Annotated in this window: 16 protein-coding genes and 1 other annotated feature; of the genes, 3 read left to right on the forward strand and 13 right to left on the reverse strand. The window is 42.9% G+C overall.

What is annotated here, in order from left to right:
• Positions 1-38 precede the first annotated feature (38 nt).
• From ypeB to GC098_RS12120, 6 genes are all read right to left on the reverse strand, one after another.
• Positions 39-1,412 (reverse strand): germination protein YpeB, encoded by a 1,374-nt coding sequence (ypeB, locus tag GC098_RS12095; RefSeq protein ID WP_171643407.1) that lies wholly within the window; start codon positions 1,410-1,412, stop codon positions 39-41.
• Positions 1,413-1,521: 109 nt separating this feature from the next.
• Entirely contained in the window at positions 1,522-1,677 is a 156-nt protein-coding gene (locus tag GC098_RS12100; protein ID WP_162257309.1) for a hypothetical protein, read from the reverse strand.
• Between the two features lie 69 nt (positions 1,678-1,746).
• Positions 1,747-2,442: a glutamic-type intramembrane protease PrsW gene (gene prsW / locus GC098_RS12105; protein ID WP_171643552.1), complete on the reverse strand. Its 696-nt coding sequence runs from the start codon at positions 2,440-2,442 to the stop codon at positions 1,747-1,749.
• 98 nt (positions 2,443-2,540) lie between these two features.
• Positions 2,541-4,043, reverse strand: coding sequence for a DnaB-like helicase C-terminal domain-containing protein (locus tag GC098_RS12110; protein ID WP_171643408.1), 1,503 nt, complete (start codon positions 4,041-4,043; stop codon positions 2,541-2,543).
• Between the two features lie 132 nt (positions 4,044-4,175).
• Positions 4,176-4,781, reverse strand: coding sequence for a genetic competence negative regulator (locus tag GC098_RS12115; protein ID WP_029192986.1), 606 nt, complete (start codon positions 4,779-4,781; stop codon positions 4,176-4,178).
• 247 nt (positions 4,782-5,028) lie between these two features.
• The gene (locus GC098_RS12120) at positions 5,029-5,340 is read right to left on the reverse strand and encodes a hypothetical protein (RefSeq protein WP_171643409.1); all 312 of its coding nucleotides are present in this window, start codon (positions 5,338-5,340) and stop codon (positions 5,029-5,031) included.
• Positions 5,341-5,506: 166 nt separating this feature from the next.
• Between GC098_RS12120 and GC098_RS12125 the strand changes: the two genes are divergently transcribed.
• Positions 5,507-6,352 carry a polysaccharide deacetylase family protein gene (locus GC098_RS12125; RefSeq protein ID WP_171643410.1) on the forward strand — a complete coding sequence of 282 codons (846 nt, stop codon included), beginning with the start codon at positions 5,507-5,509 and terminating at the stop codon, positions 6,350-6,352.
• 58 nt (positions 6,353-6,410) lie between these two features.
• Here GC098_RS12125 and GC098_RS12130 read toward each other — a convergent pair whose 3' ends face one another.
• Together GC098_RS12130 and GC098_RS12135 are read right to left on the reverse strand one after the other, a co-directional pair.
• Positions 6,411-8,066 carry a stalk domain-containing protein gene (locus GC098_RS12130; protein WP_171643411.1) on the reverse strand — a complete coding sequence of 552 codons (1,656 nt, stop codon included), beginning with the start codon at positions 8,064-8,066 and terminating at the stop codon, positions 6,411-6,413.
• Between the two features lie 431 nt (positions 8,067-8,497).
• A complete protein-coding gene (locus GC098_RS12135; protein ID WP_171643412.1) occupies positions 8,498-9,106 on the reverse strand; it encodes a CPBP family intramembrane glutamic endopeptidase in 609 nt (202 codons plus the stop codon).
• Between the two features lie 91 nt (positions 9,107-9,197).
• Here GC098_RS12135 and GC098_RS12140 point away from each other — a divergent pair, with 91 nt between their 5' ends.
• Positions 9,198-10,118 (forward strand): hypothetical protein, encoded by a 921-nt coding sequence (locus GC098_RS12140; RefSeq protein WP_171643413.1) that lies wholly within the window; start codon positions 9,198-9,200, stop codon positions 10,116-10,118.
• Positions 10,119-10,156: 38 nt separating this feature from the next.
• Here the strand turns inward: GC098_RS12140 and GC098_RS12145 are convergent, their stop codons facing one another.
• Positions 10,157-10,438, reverse strand: coding sequence for a rhodanese-like domain-containing protein (locus tag GC098_RS12145; protein WP_216625246.1), 282 nt, complete (start codon positions 10,436-10,438; stop codon positions 10,157-10,159).
• A gap of 283 nt (positions 10,439-10,721) precedes the next feature.
• Positions 10,722-10,953 (forward strand) — a binding site (T-box leader).
• 74 nt (positions 10,954-11,027) lie between these two features.
• Here GC098_RS12145 and serA point away from each other — a divergent pair.
• The gene (gene serA / locus GC098_RS12150) at positions 11,028-12,608 is read left to right on the forward strand and encodes a phosphoglycerate dehydrogenase (protein ID WP_171643414.1); all 1,581 of its coding nucleotides are present in this window, start codon (positions 11,028-11,030) and stop codon (positions 12,606-12,608) included.
• 134 nt (positions 12,609-12,742) lie between these two features.
• On the opposite strand, the gene GC098_RS12155 is transcribed toward serA, so the two are convergent.
• Genes GC098_RS12155 through resB form a run of 4 tightly spaced genes read right to left on the reverse strand, consistent with a single transcriptional unit; the run spans position 12,743 to position 18,299 of the window.
• Complete coding sequence (locus tag GC098_RS12155; RefSeq protein WP_171643415.1) at positions 12,743-14,629, reverse strand: HAMP domain-containing sensor histidine kinase; 1,887 nt, start codon at positions 14,627-14,629, stop codon at positions 12,743-12,745.
• Position 14,630: 1 nt separating this feature from the next.
• Positions 14,631-15,344, reverse strand: a complete 714-nt coding sequence (locus GC098_RS12160) for a response regulator transcription factor (RefSeq protein ID WP_171643416.1) — start codon at positions 15,342-15,344, stop codon at positions 14,631-14,633.
• A 37-nt stretch (positions 15,345-15,381) separates the two neighbouring features.
• On the reverse strand, positions 15,382-16,641 hold the full coding sequence (ccsA, locus tag GC098_RS12165; protein ID WP_312880077.1) for a cytochrome c biogenesis protein CcsA: 1,260 nt from the start codon (positions 16,639-16,641) through the stop codon (positions 15,382-15,384).
• Entirely contained in the window at positions 16,638-18,299 is a 1,662-nt protein-coding gene (gene resB / locus GC098_RS12170) for a cytochrome c biogenesis protein ResB (protein WP_171643417.1), read from the reverse strand. The genes ccsA and resB overlap by 4 nt, the downstream gene beginning before the upstream one ends.
• Positions 18,300-18,322: the final 23 nt, after the last annotated feature.

Below are 18,322 nucleotides of genomic sequence, written 5' to 3' on the forward strand. Positions count from 1 at the left end.
AAAAAGAAGCTAGGATTGAACCTGCTTCTTCTCTATGATTATTTCTTTACTTCAGCTGCTGCTTCTGCTTGTTCGGGGCGAATGGTCTCAATTTTCTCTTCCATCCCATTCTCACTATTCATATAAACACGATAAAGATTGTTATTCATCTTCCCGATAAATTCATGGCAAAGCACTTCTTCGTCTAATTCATTTTTGATAATCGCCAAAGACTCGCCAGTCACTTCCATTTTCGGGCTAAGCTGCTTACGCGCTTCGGCTGCAGTCATTTTGGGCTGACCAACCGTTCGCTGTTTTTGACCATATATATAGTCCGTTGCCTGCACGCCAATGACTTCAAGCGTGTCCAAAGCTACTTTAACACTAACCTGTTGGGGATAAATCGTAACATCCTTTTCTCGCTTAGCGAAAATAATGTTAGCGATATTTTGATATTGATCATAGCTAACAGCGCTCATATCTTTATATTCATGTTGATCTAAGAACTCATTAGCAATATCTCGCGCATGTCTAAGATCAAACTTGGATTCTTTTACGGTTCGCGGTTTCATAAAATAAATGAGATGACCGCCTTTTTTTGTAAAATCCATCTGAATATCATTTTCACTGCCATCACCGCCTGGAACTACAACACTAAAGCTTTGAAATTCTGGCGCACTGCCACCATTCTCAACTACTTTCATATTCGTTGTATCATTTACTCCCAGAAACTGCGCTGCTTTTTGTTTAATTTGATCAGCCGTCATATCGTTCCCTGACAAGGCGCTAACATCATTTTTGGAAAAAATACTTAAATTCCCAGGCCCCCAGTTTAGTTCCTCATAGGCTCCAACTTTTTTGTCAACGGTAGAAAAGCCATCAATGATCGCATTATCATGGGGTTCATTTTTAGAAGCTAGGGCGACCTCGACGTCCATCCATCGCAAGTTTTTGGACAACACCTTCTCCTGAACACCGCGTATTTCCTTCGTTATCTCGGAGGAATGATCGTAAAGAGCGTTCAACGTTTTTATTTCTTGCTCATTAAGAGGCTGCTTCGTCATGTCACGTACGGACATTCGGTATGAGAAATTAGCCATATTAGCTAAGAAATCTTCCGTTTTATTGAATGGAAGCAGTGTTAGCGGGAGCTGTGTAATATCGCTTTGCGCTTGGCTCGTTAGCCGCCACACATTCACCAGTCCCTTCCGGTAAGAAGGCTCCGAAGTTGCGTTAACAGCCAATGTATTACCAAGCTCTGTATGAAGCTTATCCACATGGAAAGAAAGATCATGGAACGCACGTTGATATTGATTCTCTGCTTTGATCAAGATCGTATTCTTCTCCTGGTGTTCCAAGTATCCCCACACTGAAGCACCTATCAAGGCAATCAAGAGGAATGGAAACATGACTATACTTAATCTTTTATACACGCGACTGCTCCTTTCGTACCCAAACTTGCGCTTAGTTTTTACGTGGGGAGACAGGTTTATACAAGATTGACAACAAAAAGAGGCCGATTCTTAAAAGAATGGCCTCACGCTAATCTTCGGTCTCTACTTCAAAGTCTTGTTCATTGCTACAAATACACTGACGGAATCCCGTTTCAATTTTCCCTTTTTCTTTCTTGCCCTTCAGCACAAACTTTTCGCCGCATAACCGGCAGCGGATCTTTACTTTGACTCTTGTCGTGGACATGTACACCCTCCCGGTAGTTCCGGGCTTACAGCCAGGAATCGCCATCTATACTGTCCATTATGACCTATTTTAGCTCACTTTAATCTTCTCATCTGCTCTCACGATGCGTAGTGGGGAATGAGCATTGGCACGGTCAACCCGCCAAATCGTGCGGATCCAGAGAAAAGACATGACTGGAATCATGATCCAAACCCAGTTCGTTTTGAAAATAAGCAAAATATAATCAAACAATCCATGCCACAAAATAGGCAGCAGCAAGGATATCCATAGATACCTTTGCGCTTTGTGTGGAATGAATTTAGCCTTACCCAAATAGTAGCCCATCATGACACCGAACAAAGCATGCGCTGAAACAGGCAGCAGAGCGCGAATCATTAGCGCAGAGAAAGACGACGCATTAAGGAAAGCATAGATGATATTTTCCAAAGTCGCATAACCTAAGCTTACTGCCACTGCATACACAATTCCGTCATAGGGTTCATCAAAGGCTTCATGCCTAAAGATTAAATGATAGAGGATGAACCATTTCAGAAACTCTTCAACGCCACCAGATAGGAAAAAGGCTGAGAAAAATGTACCCTTTCCAAACTCTTCAATCAACGCATTCTGCAGTACCATCGTAGGGTATACAAGCAGAACACCGAACAAGAACATTCGGATAACTAAATGAATCGGTTCCGTTTCATATCGGTCCTTCAAATAAAAGTACGTTAGCAATGAGAGACCTGGTGCTATGGCTGCCATAATAATTGGCAGAATTTGCAAATGCAGCTCCCCCTTTTCATTCAATACCATGTAGAACCACAAAGCGATTCCATGCTTAATATTAACATTATAGCATTTTCAAATGACTTTTCTATGTCTTATTCGGTGAACAACGCACGATCATTATGGAAAATGAGAGGGATATTCCCTGTTGTGCCATTTCGATTCTTCTTCAAAACAAGCGATATAGACTGCTGTTGATCCTCTTCTGTTTCATTAGGCTGCATAATCATGACCACATCTGCTGAAGCTTGCACATTGTCAGGCACGTTATCTTGGCCAAGCTCTAAAGCAGTAGCAGCGATAATCGGGCAATTCCATTCTCTGGACCATTGTTTAAGCGTATAGGCGATTGCAGCCTGCTGCTGTTCCCAGGTTAGCGGTGTTACCCCTTTAGCTGCAGGAATACGCTGCAAATGATCAATGAAAATTACGGGCTCTTTTCCGACCACAACCGCAATCCGTTCAATTGAAGCGGCTACTTGATCGAGCGTTGTATCCATCGTACACTCAAGCATCCAAAGCATTTTACTTATTTTTACGTACTGCTTGTTAGCCTCTGCTACCTGCTCGGGCTCAACTTTGCCCCCGAGTACTTTCTGAGGAGCTATCCCAATAATCCTTGCAATGCTGCGTGCCCATAGTTCGAAATTCGTCATATCCCATGACACAAAAATAACCGGATTCTGCTGAAAAGCAAGTTCATCAGCTATTTGCTTAAGCAGCATGCTCTTGCCAATGGAGCCTGAACCTGCTAGTAAATACAAACCATTTCCAAAGCCGCCGAAAAGTAAATGGTCCAGCTTAGCAAAGCCAGTGCGGATACTAGCAACTTGACCGCGGAACCGTTTCATATATTCTTCTAAATAAACGGTGCTATTTTTGATATCTGGAGCTACAGGGGCTAGCCTTGTTTCCTCAACGGTTTGATTTACTAGTGCAAGAAAAGTTTCAACCGGATTCTGAGCTCTAATGAACAAATCGTTAATATCCCGAATGGTTTCGGGCAAATTAATAATATACGTCTCATTGCCCTGTTCCCTTAGTAAGGCTTCTATACGTGTAGAATCCCTTCTTCCGGCCTCATCATTCCCCATGCAAATATAAACCCGTTTACCAGCAAATAATGACATATGTTGTTCTTTAAACATACCGTTATCTGGTACACAAACAGCTGGCATCTTGGCTTGAGTTAACGTTAGGACATCGAAAATCCCGTTGCAAAGAACAACTTCATCTGAATCTTCAAGTGCGGAATAATTAAATAGATACTGATCTAAACCGTACAAGGGTTTATATTTGGGTTCTCTATTGTCTATCGAGCGTCCGATTAAGTCGACAATTTCGCCGTCGTAGTTCCGAATAGGCACAATAACTCTATGCTCGAAGTAATCACCTAGCTGATTCTGATTTACATAGAATCCTATCTTGCCAATTTCAAAGCCGATGCGGTACTGTATAACCGTTTCTTCCGTTATCCCTCTTTTTTGTAAATAAAAATAAGCCTCCTCGCGGAGCTGTTTTTGGTAATAGGCCAATAACCCGTCCAAATCAACAGCAGCCAGAGCAGGCGCCAGTCGTTTGCGATCTATGCTAGTCATCTAGGTGTCCCCCATTATCTCTTCGCTAGGTTGATAAATGATCACGATTAACCAACAAAACAAGCATCCACAAAAACAATCGTTTTTGAAAATGCTTGTTTCATTCTACATCAAAAAGTAAGGAGGATGACCTTATTTGAAATGACGGCAGAGCACCTTAACTGCATCGTCTGCAATGATTGTCTTCCCATACTCTTCAAGCACAGCTTGTGTAACGGAAGCGGCTTCGCCGAATTCAGATAAGACAGCAATTAACGCCTGGTATTTCGTTTCTTCGAGGTCAACTGGCTCGAGTTGTAAAATATATTTCCCTTTGTATGAATAAAGGGTACCGCCTTCCATGAGAAGGGGATTAATTACTTTGGATACACGCACTAGGTCTTCAAAATCACGGAAAGCATAGGAGACTAAATCGCTTTGTTCAAGCGTTACTTCCATTTCATACACTTCTTCAGCTTCGTGATCGTCATATGCATCTGAGTTTGCATACAAATCAAGCTTACCTCTGGTCACAATAACAACCATTCCTTGTGCTGGAAGTGCAAACACCTCAACAGCAAGCGGGCCGGACGGGTCAAATCCGAGCTCTGAATAGGCTTGATCCATCATTTCACTAAATAATTCGTGTACTTTGGGAATTTCTCTCCACATGTCGTCCTTTTGAATACCGCGTTCAGTTAAGTCATCGAATGTTAGGAAAATCCGTATCTTATCCTGACTTAAGCGTTCTATTTTCATGATAGGATCCTCCTTTGAGCTTTCCGACTGGAAAGCTTGCATCGAAAGCATGGTCATCTTATTAAAACAGAATATGATAAAAAAACAAAAAGGTGAACCTTTGAGAACGAAAATGGACATGCATCTTGCTTTCGTTTTCACCTATCATGTTAACATTAATTGCGTGCAATTGCACGCGCAAGTTATGTATAAAAAGAAAAGCACAGCCTGCACCTTGGGTAGGCCAGACTGTGCTTAATACTTATGTTCATTGGATCGTCGATGAGCTTTCTTTATTTTCACGCATGATTTCGTTGACAGTTGCTTTCAAATGAGGATCTTCTTTCACAATTTTTTCAACTTGATTCAGACCATTCGAGTTTGATGTCGAGAAACTTTTGGCTGATGAATCTTGAAATGATTTGTTCACAAACGAGTCTTTTGCTTTATCAACCACTTTACCCATCGATTCACTGGACGAACTGAATGCTGAGAACAACATTGATTTACTTTTACGATTGAGATATATAACCGCCGCCGCACCGGCAATACCGCCGAGCATAAATGTACCTATCTTCATTGGGTCTCCCTCCATGTCAAGTAGTATGAATCCTTCATAGGTTATGCGAGTTTCTAAGAGGGCATACGTTAAGACGAGAGGAAAACAAAGGAGATATGTTATCTGCGAAATGTGGTACTATAGGAAATGACCTACAAGTATAAAGACCTGAGGAGAACGAAGGATAATGAACAAAAAAGCCAGTGTACTAATGATGAGTGTTATGATCTTATTAGCTGCCTGCAGTGCGAACCAAACAAAAGTAAGTCCTATCGCAACAACGAACTCTACACCAGTAGCTGTCGCCACAATTACACCGAGTCCTGTACCTATGGCAACACCCGTTTCAACTCCCGTCCCAGCAGCAACAACGCCAGCTCCAGAGGTCGTCAAAAAAGAATATCATATGAACAAAAACTATGATATTGTACCAAATGATCCCAATGGAAACAAAAAGATCGTCCTTTTAACTTTTGATGACGGTCCTAAGGAACAAGCCATGAATCAGGCGTTAATCGACATTCTAAAAAAACATAATGCCAAGGCAATCTTCTTCTTGAATGGTTATCGAATCAAACAAAAGCCCGAACTTGTCAAACTCATTCATAACAGCGGTAATCCTATTGGTAACCATGCCTGGGACCACGAAAACTTGAAAAGCATGACGAATGAAAAGATTGACCAACAAGTTGATGATGTCCAAAAAATAGTAAAAGAATTAACAGGCGAATCGCCTGTATTTTTCCGACCTCCTTTTGGTTCGGGTAATGATTATTTGAAAGCTAAAGTGAAAGACAATAAGATGCTTTATATGACATGGTCCAACGGCTCGTTAGACTGGGATATGACTAATAAAAATAACGATTCCGGTAAAGTGATCGAGAATGTGATGAAACAATTGCATGGCGGTAGCAATATTTTGATGCACGAGCTGCCTTGGACAGTGAAAGCCTTAGACACATTGCTTACCAAACTTGAGGAACAAGGATATTCTTTCGTAGATCCGAATGCCATTGAGCTAGAAATGAAATAAAAAAAAGAGCCTTGCATTTCCTACACGTTAGGTGTCGGTGCTGCAGGGCTCTTGTTTATTAATAACTAATATTCACTGTTCTTGTACTTTCCTCATAGGTCACTTTCGCTCCAAGAGTTTCAGAAAGCAGCCGGACCGGAATCATTGTTGTTTCATGGATGAGCTTTGCAGCAGATTCTGTCGTATGCTCTACACCATTCAAACTATACGCATTTCGGTTCGTATAAAAGATAATCGTCTTGTCTTTCTTTTTGTAAACAGCAGCTTTCTGGTTATCGTCCCATTCAACAGTTGCACCTAATGCCGCGGCCAGGTCTCTAATGTAAAGATACGAAGTCCCCTCTTGAATATATGGCTTTTGCTTCATTGGATACGGGATTAAATCAAGTAGATACTTGTCGTCATTTAATCCGAATGAAACCATGTGAGTGCGGTTTAGTCCGAAATTAGCCATTTGCAGTGTGTAAGCAACAGCATCCTTATGAAGTTTAAGTACACCAACACCAACCCGAGGTTCCGTGCGGAATGTCCATTCTTTCGAATAAGGTCTTGTACTTCCATCTTCCATGATAGCTGTCAATTTGATTTTGGCTTTATAGGTTGTATCCAATTCCAATGGTTTCGAAGGCATAATGATCACTTCGTTATCCAGATGATCATCTTTACCCGGCTCATTCTTCAGTAGTGTCACTGAATTACCGCTCTCATCTTTTAACTCCGCCTCAACCAAACTCACCTTTTTAACTCCGGGCCCGTTTAAGGAAGCCATGATCGGATAACCAACCGGATATTCAGCCTCTGAATGAAGGCGAATCGGATCCGGGGTCTCATGACCATCAAAAACGGTTGGTACGTACACATCATTGCTTCCTGGAGAAACGACTAGTTCTGGTGCAATCCCGTCTGAGAAACCAAATTCAATAACATGATAATCACCATCTCTAAATACACCGATTTCCACGAGTCCTGGCACCATGAATGGTGAACGATGGTAAGGAGCATCAAACAGACTATCTACTGCCTCAACAAGGGTAACCCGATTATAAGCTACATCCTCACTGCTTGAACGCGAGTAACCGATAAATTGTACCCGCTCTCTTAATGACTTACCGATGTAACCAGGCAGCGCTGGGTCCTCATCATGCAAAGAAACAGACGTCCGAATAGGATCTATTTTATTTTGGGATAAATACTGCGCATGCTTCTGGGCCGCTGTATTCAAAGCATTACTGAATTTGACCTTCGACAGTCCCAATTTAGCCCGATAATCATTGATCGCCCGAAGTCCATCCTCCTGCTCTTTGCTCGTTTCAGACGTTAACGAAACCGCACCTTTAATAATAGTAAATTTCCAACTAATTGTAATAGGTTGATAGCCATTAAAAGACAGCACTAAACGAGCATTATAGTCCCCAGGCAGTAAATCAGCCGTAGGACGATATACAAATTTAACGGAAACGGGATCGTAGCTAACATTTAATTCCTTATCGTTTAAATAAAAATGATAGCTTTCCGGCGTTTTTCCTTCACTAAGCTCAAGAGTCACTCCAATGTCTGGACGCAACAGCCCAACATCGCCTTGCGGATAAGATAAGGTTCCATAAGACAAAGCATATGACGGTTTCGCTGACCAAAAGATACTTGAAAATAATACAAATATAATAGCAATTAATTTCACTTTAAACATCCATCTTGATGCGTGGTTCACTTCCATATCGCTGCATCCTCCTGTTAAAAAGAAACTGTGATGAGAAAACCTCTACCCTCGGCCATTCAAAGATGAGCGACCGCGTTTAGATGTAGGTTTTATCGCCAATAAGAAAGCAGTTTTCGGGAACTAAAAAATTATACTTTCTTATGTGGTAAAAAATGAAAGAAACTATGAATCTATCATAGCTTCTCCACTTCTTTTACACAACTTAGGTTGATTGGTATATTAAGTCGTCTACGAGTAATATTTAATGCCCCAAACCGTTAAACTAACCACAAGAATAATGAATAACCACAGTAAAGTTAGATAGAATATACGCGTCCACTTTCCTCGCTCAGAGGGATGCACAGCATTACGCGGCGGTAAATATGTATCGTCCTCCTTTACCTCTATTGGCCTCCGATCAGACCGTAAAGGTGATCTTTCCCCTACACTCATGTGCCCTGTTCTTCCTCCTTGCTGTATCGAAGTATGCAGCCCATTACAAAATCAATGATAAAATGAGCGATTATCGGAGTCCATAGACTCCCGGTTTGAATGTAAATCCATCCCAGGCCATAGCTTATACTGAAAACCATTCCTGTCATTAACCAATGCTGCAAATACCGGATATGGATTGCTGCAAACAAGATACTAGTCCAATAAGGGCCCCATGCATGCTGAATCGCCCCTCGAAACAGCACTTCTTCACAAATCGCAACTATGAGTGAAATCAAAGCGATATGCCATACAGGTCGATTCCCGAATAACATTTGATTAATTCCACCGTCGTCAGACACTTCTTTGGGTACCCACCTAGAAATTAAAACGTCGATCCCAAGGACAAGTAGAGCAAACAAACTTCCCCATATGAGAATCTTCCAGCCCCCATGAATGGTGAACATGGAAAGAATCTTATGATTACTCTGAAAAAACAAGATGATAATACCGATAATAAGGGTAAGAAGTTGAGTTATGTAAAGATTAAGCAATAATGTCCGGTCATTTAATTCATTGACATCAACTTTCCCGAAGCGAATGTTCTTAAAATCGAATTTTTTCAAGGAAGCAGCCTCATTTCCTCACATATTCCCTTTTATAGCTATTTCCCCTATACTAAGTTAAAAGAAAAAGAGAGAATAAGGAGCTTTAATTATGGATAAACGTCTAACCCGCACTGATTATTTATTCGCCCTCATGTTTATCTTTATGCTTGTTTGTATACTTGGCGCCTTTTTCTACGGTTTAAGAGTCGGCCAGGAGAAATCAGATCAAAAATACGATAAAATCTTACACGCTGACAAGGCTGTCATTCAGGAAATTGGAGCCTACGACCAACAAGTACTCGTATCTTATTACCATACCATCTTTTTGCCCTTTAGGGAATTTCAGAATAAATGGTTTGAGTTGATGAGTCAAATCGAACTAGGCAACTCTACAGTAGATGCCTCTGCCGTTCTAAAAGAGTTGTACAAGCTCGCTGATGAGAAATATAGTGAATTGCAAAAAAAGAGCATGCCGGCTTCATCACCGCTGCTTGTGCAGTCTCACCAGGGTTATCTCAAAAGCCTGAAGCTTTTTGCTGACACGTTAAAAAGTTATCAGAGCAAGGCCAACGGTCTTACTAGCCCACAACTGCTCGATGTCATTCAAAAGGATGCTTACTTCCTAGAAGCGAAAACACAAGCGTTGACAGCTCAGAAAAATTATTTTGATTCCATCGTTGCTTGGAACGGAACGATCGATAACGATATTGAAAATTTTGATCCAAACAATAATGCCAATTTGGATCAATGGCGTGCGATGAACATTAACGTCAAAAATCATTACATAACAGCAAAATTACTTAAAAATAAAGCATTTGCTCCTTTTTACCCACAGGATTTGACGATACGTATTGATGAATTCATTGCCTCAGGTCAAGCTAAGAAAATGAACGTGAATGATGTTAATCAAACGATGGATCTGCTGCTAAGTACAAATGCCGTTCGTCCAGGAGACTTTGTCAAAGGGAAATCAAAGTGGTATGCCAACGAACTGCTTCCACAGCTTCCATTTTTCTCAGATGTGAATTAAATGAAAAAGCCGAGCGCAGATGCGCTCGGCCTTTTCATTTAATCATATTGGAAACCGCGAAGCATGGCGACCGCTGCCATCCCTCCATCTACATTAATGACTCGGTCAAATCCGTTCTCTAGCAAATACTCAGCAACGCGATAGCTGCGCACACCATGTGCACATACGAGATAAATATCCCGATCCTCTGGCAGCTCACCTAACCGATGAGGGATTTGCTGCATCGGTATAAGCTGTGCTTCTTCCAGATGATAATACTCCCACTCATGAAGTTCCCTTACGTCGATTATGATGCTATCTTTCAATTCCAGTTGATCCAATGCTTCTAGGAATTTATTGGGATGAATACTCGTTATGTCGATGTCGGCACTTCCTTCCTTACTTGCTGCAAGAGCAATATCTATTTAACGAGTACATTAGCGAAAATCAGGCTAAAATACAAGTGAAATAGCATTGCTTTCTAAGCGTCCTTGCTTTAAAATAAACGAAAAGCTTTGGAAAATCAGTCGTTCAAATATCAATTATGACTTTCATGTGAAATTGATTCGACATGTATTGACACGATTTCAAACGCATGGTAATCTAATGAAAATTCTATATCACAGTACAGCGTTGACGGAGCCAAGCAAGTAAAGTAGCTTTCAGAGAACCGATGGTAGGTGCGAATCGGTAGCGAACATTTTGCGGAGCACTCCAGAGTTATTGCATTGAATGAAGTAGATGCAATCGGGATAGGAACACGTTACAGTTCCAGGTCGCAAGACCAATTGAGGCTTCCCGTGCGAATGGGCAGCGAACTAGGGTGGTACCACGAAAGCAATCTCTCGTCCCTTTGGCTACAGACATACGTGTCTGTACCTGAGGGTTGGGAGTTTTTTTTATGTTCATATTCTAAGGAGGGTTCGAATTATGTACAAAGTTCTAGTATCCGATCCAATTAGTGACATGGGAATTCAAATGCTTTACGATGCAGCCGATGTTGAAGTGGTTAAGCAATCTGGTTTATCCGAAGATGAGCTCATTGCCATCATTGGCGACTATGACGCGCTTCTAGTTCGCAGCCAAACCAAAGTAACTGAGAAAATTATGAATGCGGGCACGAAGTTAAAAGTTATTGGCCGCGCAGGTGTCGGTGTTGACAATATTGATTTGGAAGCAGCAACTAAACGCGGAATTATCGTCATCAACGCACCGGACGGAAATACGATTGCTACTTGTGAGCTTACATTTGCCATGATGATGTCAACAGCACGTATGATCCCGCAAGCATACAAGAAAACAGTTGGCGGCGAATGGGATCGGAAATTTATCGGTGTTGAGCTTCGAAACAAAACGCTCGGTATTCTCGGTATGGGACGTATCGGCAGCGAAGTGGCCAAACGGGCTAAGGTGTTCGGCATGGAAGTTATCGGGTATGACCCTTTCTTGACGGAAGAACGCGCTGAGAAAATTGGCGTTAAGCTTGGTACTGTCAATGAAATTGTTGCAAAAGCAGATTTTATCACGGTTCATACACCACTTACACCAGAAACGCGCCACCTGATCTCCAAACCACAATTCGATATTATGAAAAAAGGTATGCGCCTTATCAACTGTGCACGCGGCGGTATTATTGATGAAATGGCAATGGTTGAAGCGATTGAACAAGGAATTGTAGCTGGAGCGGCTTTCGACGTGTTCGAAGTAGAGCCTCCTCAAAAGGATCATCCTTTCTTGAATAACCCTAAAGTCATTGTGACCCCTCATCTTGGTGCATCTACTATTGAAGCTCAAGAAAACGTAGCGATTGACGTTTCTGAAGAAGTTCTTCACATCCTGCGTAATGAACCGTTCAAAAATGCAGTTAACTTGCCGCCTGTACCAGCCAATGTATTGAACAAACTTCAACCGTACTTTGGACTCGGTGAAAAAATCGGCTCCATTCTTGGTCAAATCGCACAAGGCGCTGTTTATGAAATCGTTGTAAACTATGCAGGTGATTTGATTGATGTAGATACAAGTCCATTAACACGTTACATTGTAAAAGGTGTGTTCGAGAACCAACTAGAATCCATTAATATCGTGAATGCCATGCATTTGGCTAAATCACGTGATGTGAATATCGTTGTTCAAACGTCAAACACATCCAGCAGCTTTACAAATCTAGTTACCGTTACCGTAAAAACGAAGCAAGAAGAGAAAACACTTGCTGGCACTTTACTGGCTGGTTACGGAGAACGTATCGTTCGTATCGATCAATATCCAGTTGATTTCGCTGCTGAAGGTAACCTGTTGTTGATTTCTCATAACGACAAACCAGGTATTATCGGCCGCGTTGGTACGCTTCTAGGAAGCAATAATGTGAATATTGCAACGATGCAAGTAGGCCGTAAAGTCATTGGAGGCTCGGCGATCATGGTCCTAACCATTGATAAATCCGCTCCTGCTGAAGTATTGGCTGACCTTACAACACAAGCCGAAATCGTGAATGTTCGTGCGCTTACGGTATAACCTAATAACGATTTGGTAACAAAGTGTTTCACGAACAACAAGATTTTGTCTGAATATTCTACAAATTCAAAGGCGTTTGCTGTGAGTTTTCTCAGCAAACGCCTCTTCTTATGTCGAATTTCGTTATTTATAGCTTATTTAAGCTCACACGGTAAAAGTAAAGTAAAGGTTGTTCCCAGTCCTAAAGCACTTTGTACAGTTACACTGCCGTGATGCGCATCTACGATATTTTTCACGATGGCAAGTCCAAGCCCTGTACCACCCGAAGAACCGCGCGTTCGGGCCTTATCCGCCTTGTAGAAGCGTTCAAATATGAACGGCAGGTCGTCGGCAGGAATCCCCTGCCCCTCGTCGGAGACCTCAATGCGGATCGCCGGCTGATCCTTGTAGACGGCGGTCTCAGCCTTAATGGCAATACGTGCCCCAGAGGCCGTATGCCGAAAAGCATTGTCGAGCAGGTTCGTTAACACCTGCTCAAGCCGGTCCTCATCCCCCCGTCCAAGGATGAGGGGCTCCTCAGGCAGCGCAGCAGTTAGCGTGATGCCGCGCTCTTTGGCCATCACCGCGAATTTGCGATGCATGCGTCTCACCAGGGAGTCGAATTCAACCTCCCCGAAGATCAGCTCGAGATGACCGGCTTCCATCCGCGCCAGATCGAGCAGGTCTCGGACGAGGCGCCCCATGCGGAGCGACTCGTCGTGGATGACCTGCACCAGCTCCAAGCGCTCTTCCGGCGTGGAGGGGATGTCATCCAGCAGGGCTTCGCTGTAGCCCTGCAGCATCGAGATCGGCGTGCGCAGCTCGTGCGACACGTTCGCCACGAAATCCTTGCGCAGCTTATCGAGGCGCTCCTCCTCTGTGATATCACGGAGGACGGCCACAGCGCCGCGCACTTGATCGCTCGTGTATAACGGTGTCATCGCGACGGACCACACGCCGTTTTGCACGTGAAGTTTCGTAGCGGCTTCCGACGATTCGTCCACGACAGCTTCAAATAGCGGTATCAGCGGTACAGGGATCGGACTCGAGTAGGGATTGCTGTAGCTCATTAATCCCCAATCTCCGAGCGCCGTATCCGGCTTGCGGAATCGTCTCGTCTCCTCATCATCCTCTGACCACTCAATCGTGCTCCACTCTTGTACAATTCGCTCACCCTGCGGGTTGGTCAGCATAACAGATCCGTTCGCGTCGAGCGTGATCACGGCATCGGTCATACTTCGCAATATACTGGACAGCTGCTCTTTCTCTTGACTAAGAGCACGAATGCTCTCCTGCATCTTCTCCCCCATGTGGTTGAACGTTTTGGCCAGTTCGCCAATTTCATCCTTGGATTGAATCGGAACACGGGTTCCATACTCCCCCATTGTTATGAAATCTGCTGCTTTCTTCAACTGCTGTAGCGGCCGTGTAATGCGAGAGAACAAGAAAAATGCGAAGAAAGTTGTCATTAGAAAGCCGACAATAGATACATAGACAAACAATCTCAACATGTAAGACTGTGTCGCTTCGAGGGATTGCAATGATTGGTAGATGATCGTTGCGCCAACGATATTACCTTGAAGATTTTTTAAAGGCACAGCAACAACAAGGTACTCATCGCCAACCTTAAAGCGACTTATGCCAGACTTATTGATCTGTTTCTTTTGCATCTGGCCTGTAAAAACTTGACGAAGCTCAGCCTCCGTAAAGAAGTCAGTTGCATGGAAATCGACTAATTGACTAGCCTTTGTAGACGGAATGAGCATTTCTTTCAAGTCAGTAGAAATAACCAGCATCTTTGCATCCTGAAAGCTTAACACTTCATTACTCAATTGATAAAACTGTTCATTGTACATGTGATGCGATGCTTCATCGGAAAAGTTGAGCGCCAGCTTCACCATGTTTTCCTTTTGATCATTCGCTTGAGAAAAATAATTTTCCATATAATTCACAAGAAAAAGACCCAGTATGAGCAGTACAACCCCTACTAGGCCAATAATTGTTAACCAGAGCTTACCTACGATACTTCTGAAAATAAACACGTTATTTAGGCACCTCTAGCTTATAGCCTACTCCCCATACAGTCGTGATCATTGCCGCTGCATCAGGGGATACTTTGTTTAATTTTTCACGGAGTCTTTTTACATGGGTATCTACGGTACGTAGATCTCCAAAAAATTCATAATTCCAAACGTCCTTAAGTAGTTCTTCACGAGAGAACACTTTATCCGGAGATACAGCCAAATAGTGCAGAAGCTCATATTCTTTCGGAGTCAAAGCTACTTCCTGTCCACCAGCTGTTACCCGATGAGCATCATGTTCGATGATTAGGTTAGGAAATACAATATTGTTACTCGAACTCGCATCCTTAGACAAGTATGCAGTCGCTGAGGAACGACGCAGAATCGCTTTAACCCGGTAGATGACTTCACGGGGAGAGAACGGTTTGACGACATAGTCATCAGCTCCTACTTCAAATCCACTAACTCGGTTCGTCTCTTCTCCTTTGGCTGTCAGCATAATGACAGGCGTTGACTTCACTTGACGAAGCCGTGCACAAACTTCAATCCCATCAATACCTGGCAACATCACATCGAGCAGCACTAAGTCATAGTCCATTTCTGTGGCCATTCGCAGCGCTGTCTCACCGTCTTCTGCTTCTTCAATGATATAGCCCTCTTTTTCCAAATACATTCTAAGTAGTCGACGAATACGTTCCTCATCATCAACAACGAGTATGCTAGCTTTCATTTCCATGGAGCTTCACATCCTTATCTAATTAAGTTCGAATGATTTATACACCTGCATAGGAGTGAAGACCTGCTATGACAAGGTTCACACCAACTAACGTAAACATAACAACAATAAATCCAATAACAGTCAACCAAGCTGATTTCTTACCTTGCCAGCCCTTCGAGAGACGAAGATGTAAAAACACCGCATAGAACAACCAAGTAATTAAGGCCCAAACTTCTTTGGGATCCCAACCCCAGAAACGGCCCCATGCTTCTTGAGCCCAGATCATCGCAAATATCAATGCGCCTAATGTGAAAATCGGATAGCCGATCGCAATAGCACGATAGCTGATTTCATCCAGGTCTTCCGGGTCCATCCCTTTGACGATGGGTCCAATCGCTGCTCCTAATGGCTTTCGTGCAACAACACGTGCGAGTCCATAGAGCAGAAGACCTCCAAGTATCGACCAAATGACCGTATTCAACTTACGCCCTGCACTTGCACCCTCCATCCAAGAAGGAGCAGTGAATAAAGGCTCTGTCATACCCAAGAATGGCTTCATTTCTACAAGCTTCGTATCATAAGGCTTAACAATTGGAGGCAATACATAAGTTTCGTTATGAATGCTCGTTTCTTGTTGGCTTTGTGCATTGATCGTGATGACTTCTTTGGAGAAAACGGCTTTATAGCCAGAACCATTAAATGTAAAGATGGAAGCAATGAAGGCGATTAACATCAGAATGAAAAAGATCGTAAGTTCCACGCCTCTTTGTTCACGCTTATCCACTTTGGATGTGCCTTTGTAATCGACTGCTCGAAGCAGATACATCAGTCCGCCGGCAAAGCCAACTCCGAAGAAAGCTTCTCCTGTAGCTGCGGTTGTTACATGGATTTTGAGCCAGTAACTTTGCAACGCCGGAATTAAGGGTTGTACTTCACTCGGGAAAACAGAAGCATAAGCAATGATGATAAAGCCTATGGGTAATGCGAATACACCAAGGACAGGTGTGCGATAAATGAGATACACGATCAAGAAGGCAAACATGATCATCATACCAAGAAAGGTCATGAATTCGTACATATTCGATGTCGGGATATGATTACCTTCCGCCCATCTGGTAAAAAAGAAAGTCACGTGACACGCGAATCCAACTAATGAAGCAATGAAAGCAACAAAGCCCCATCGCTTCGTATGTTGTTCTGGGTCCCGGTTACTCCATTTCCTACCGGTTATAGAGAGGACAAACAATAAAAATGCAGCGAGGTAAACGAAAAAAGCTATAAGTAAAAAGGTGCTGCTCAGTGAGTTAACATTCACCCCTGGTCCCCTCCAATATCTAATGATTTCGGTGAAACTTCCATATTGTTCTTCTTGAGTGCTGCTGCTACTTCATTCCGAAGTCCAAACCAGTTCTTATTCGTATGACCGCCTAAAGTTAGCTTCCCGCTATCAATTCGAATCCAGATGCGGCGATGCTGCCAATAGAAGCCCATAATCACACCAATCATGAATATCGCAGATCCTACCCAAATATACGGCATAGCCTTGTCTACGCGAATATTCAGATAGGTTGTATAATTGGCAAATTGAACACCTTCCATGGAGCCGACAGAAAGCTTCAGCTTTTGGCTTATTGGGCCGTTAATTGTATCTTGTGAGAACGTTTCTTTATCTATTTGTCTTGGGAAGTACAGGTAAGGTACACCGTTTGCTGCTAGATCGGGACCTGTGATGCTAAATATAAATGCAGGTGCTTTGGGCTCATTCGACTTGCTGATGGGCTGTCCCTTTTCAAGACCAAACTCGGGGAAATACCCTTTCAGTGTCAGCTTGTAAGGACCTACTTGATATTCATCCTTAGGATTATTCATCGGCAAATCAAAGCTTCCATATGACTCACCTGTTGCAGGATTGCTAAGTGTAGGCTTCACGGAGATGAGCATTGGTGTAGATTTATAATCGAATTGATAAGCTTGAAGGCCTTTGTAATCAAGTGGATGATTCACGATAATGTTCTGTTTGTGCACTTCGGTAAGTACCGGTTCTTTGGATGAATCATCACAATTCGCAGAACAATGATACAAAACTGCCTGAGTTTCATAGGTTTTCGGGACAATTTGTCCCTTAGCCTTAATACTTTCTGGCAAATCTTTCTCGTCGTACAGCTCCAACGTGAACTTTTCATTTTTGATGAAATAGGAAGTGTGAGGGATTTGCTTGGTTTCCCCTTCCAGAATACCCATGTACTCATCCATATGCCAGCCTGGAATGCTTCTCATTAACACACCGATCAGAAAAATAATGAGACCAATATGATTGATATAGGGGCCCCAGCGGCTAAAACGGTATTTCTCAGCTAGAAGCGCGGTTCCATCTGTATGTACGCGGTAATTTTTTTTACGCAAAAGCGCACCAAGCTTATATGTCCATGCTTCCTCATCCGTACCCGTCGGCAGTTCGGCAACGAGCGTCACTTTCTGCCTCGTGAGAAAATTCAAGTGCTTGCGAATTTGCTGCTTAGATAGCGCGCGATATAGTGGCAATACCCGATCCAAACTACAAATAACTAGAGATGTTCCTATCATGAATAGCAGCGTGATGAACCACCATGAACTAAACGTGTGGGAGAAGCCCAGAAAGTGATAAATGGTCCCCAGTGTACCATAGTTTTGAGAATAATACTCGGCAGGATCCATATCTAAGAACGTATTTTCTTGAGGAAAAATAGTACCTACGGCAGAGGCAACGACCGTCCAAATAATGATCCATACCGCTATTTTAACCGAGGAAAAGAAATTCCAGACTTTATCCAGCAAAGAAGGGTTGGATTTCTGAGAGCGACGGGCCATACCGTCGTATCGCATTTCCAGTATATCTCTGCCCTCCGTGTCAATCAGCGGATTACCACAAGATTCACAAAGCGTAGTACCTGTGGGATTCTGATGCCCGCAATCGCATTTGGTGTTGTAGAACATGATGACCTCCTGAAAACTTTAAG

This window comes from Paenibacillus phytorum (assembly GCF_013141715.1).
GTDB classification, from domain to species: Bacteria; Bacillota; Bacilli; order Paenibacillales; family NBRC-103111; genus Paenibacillus_E; species Paenibacillus_E phytorum.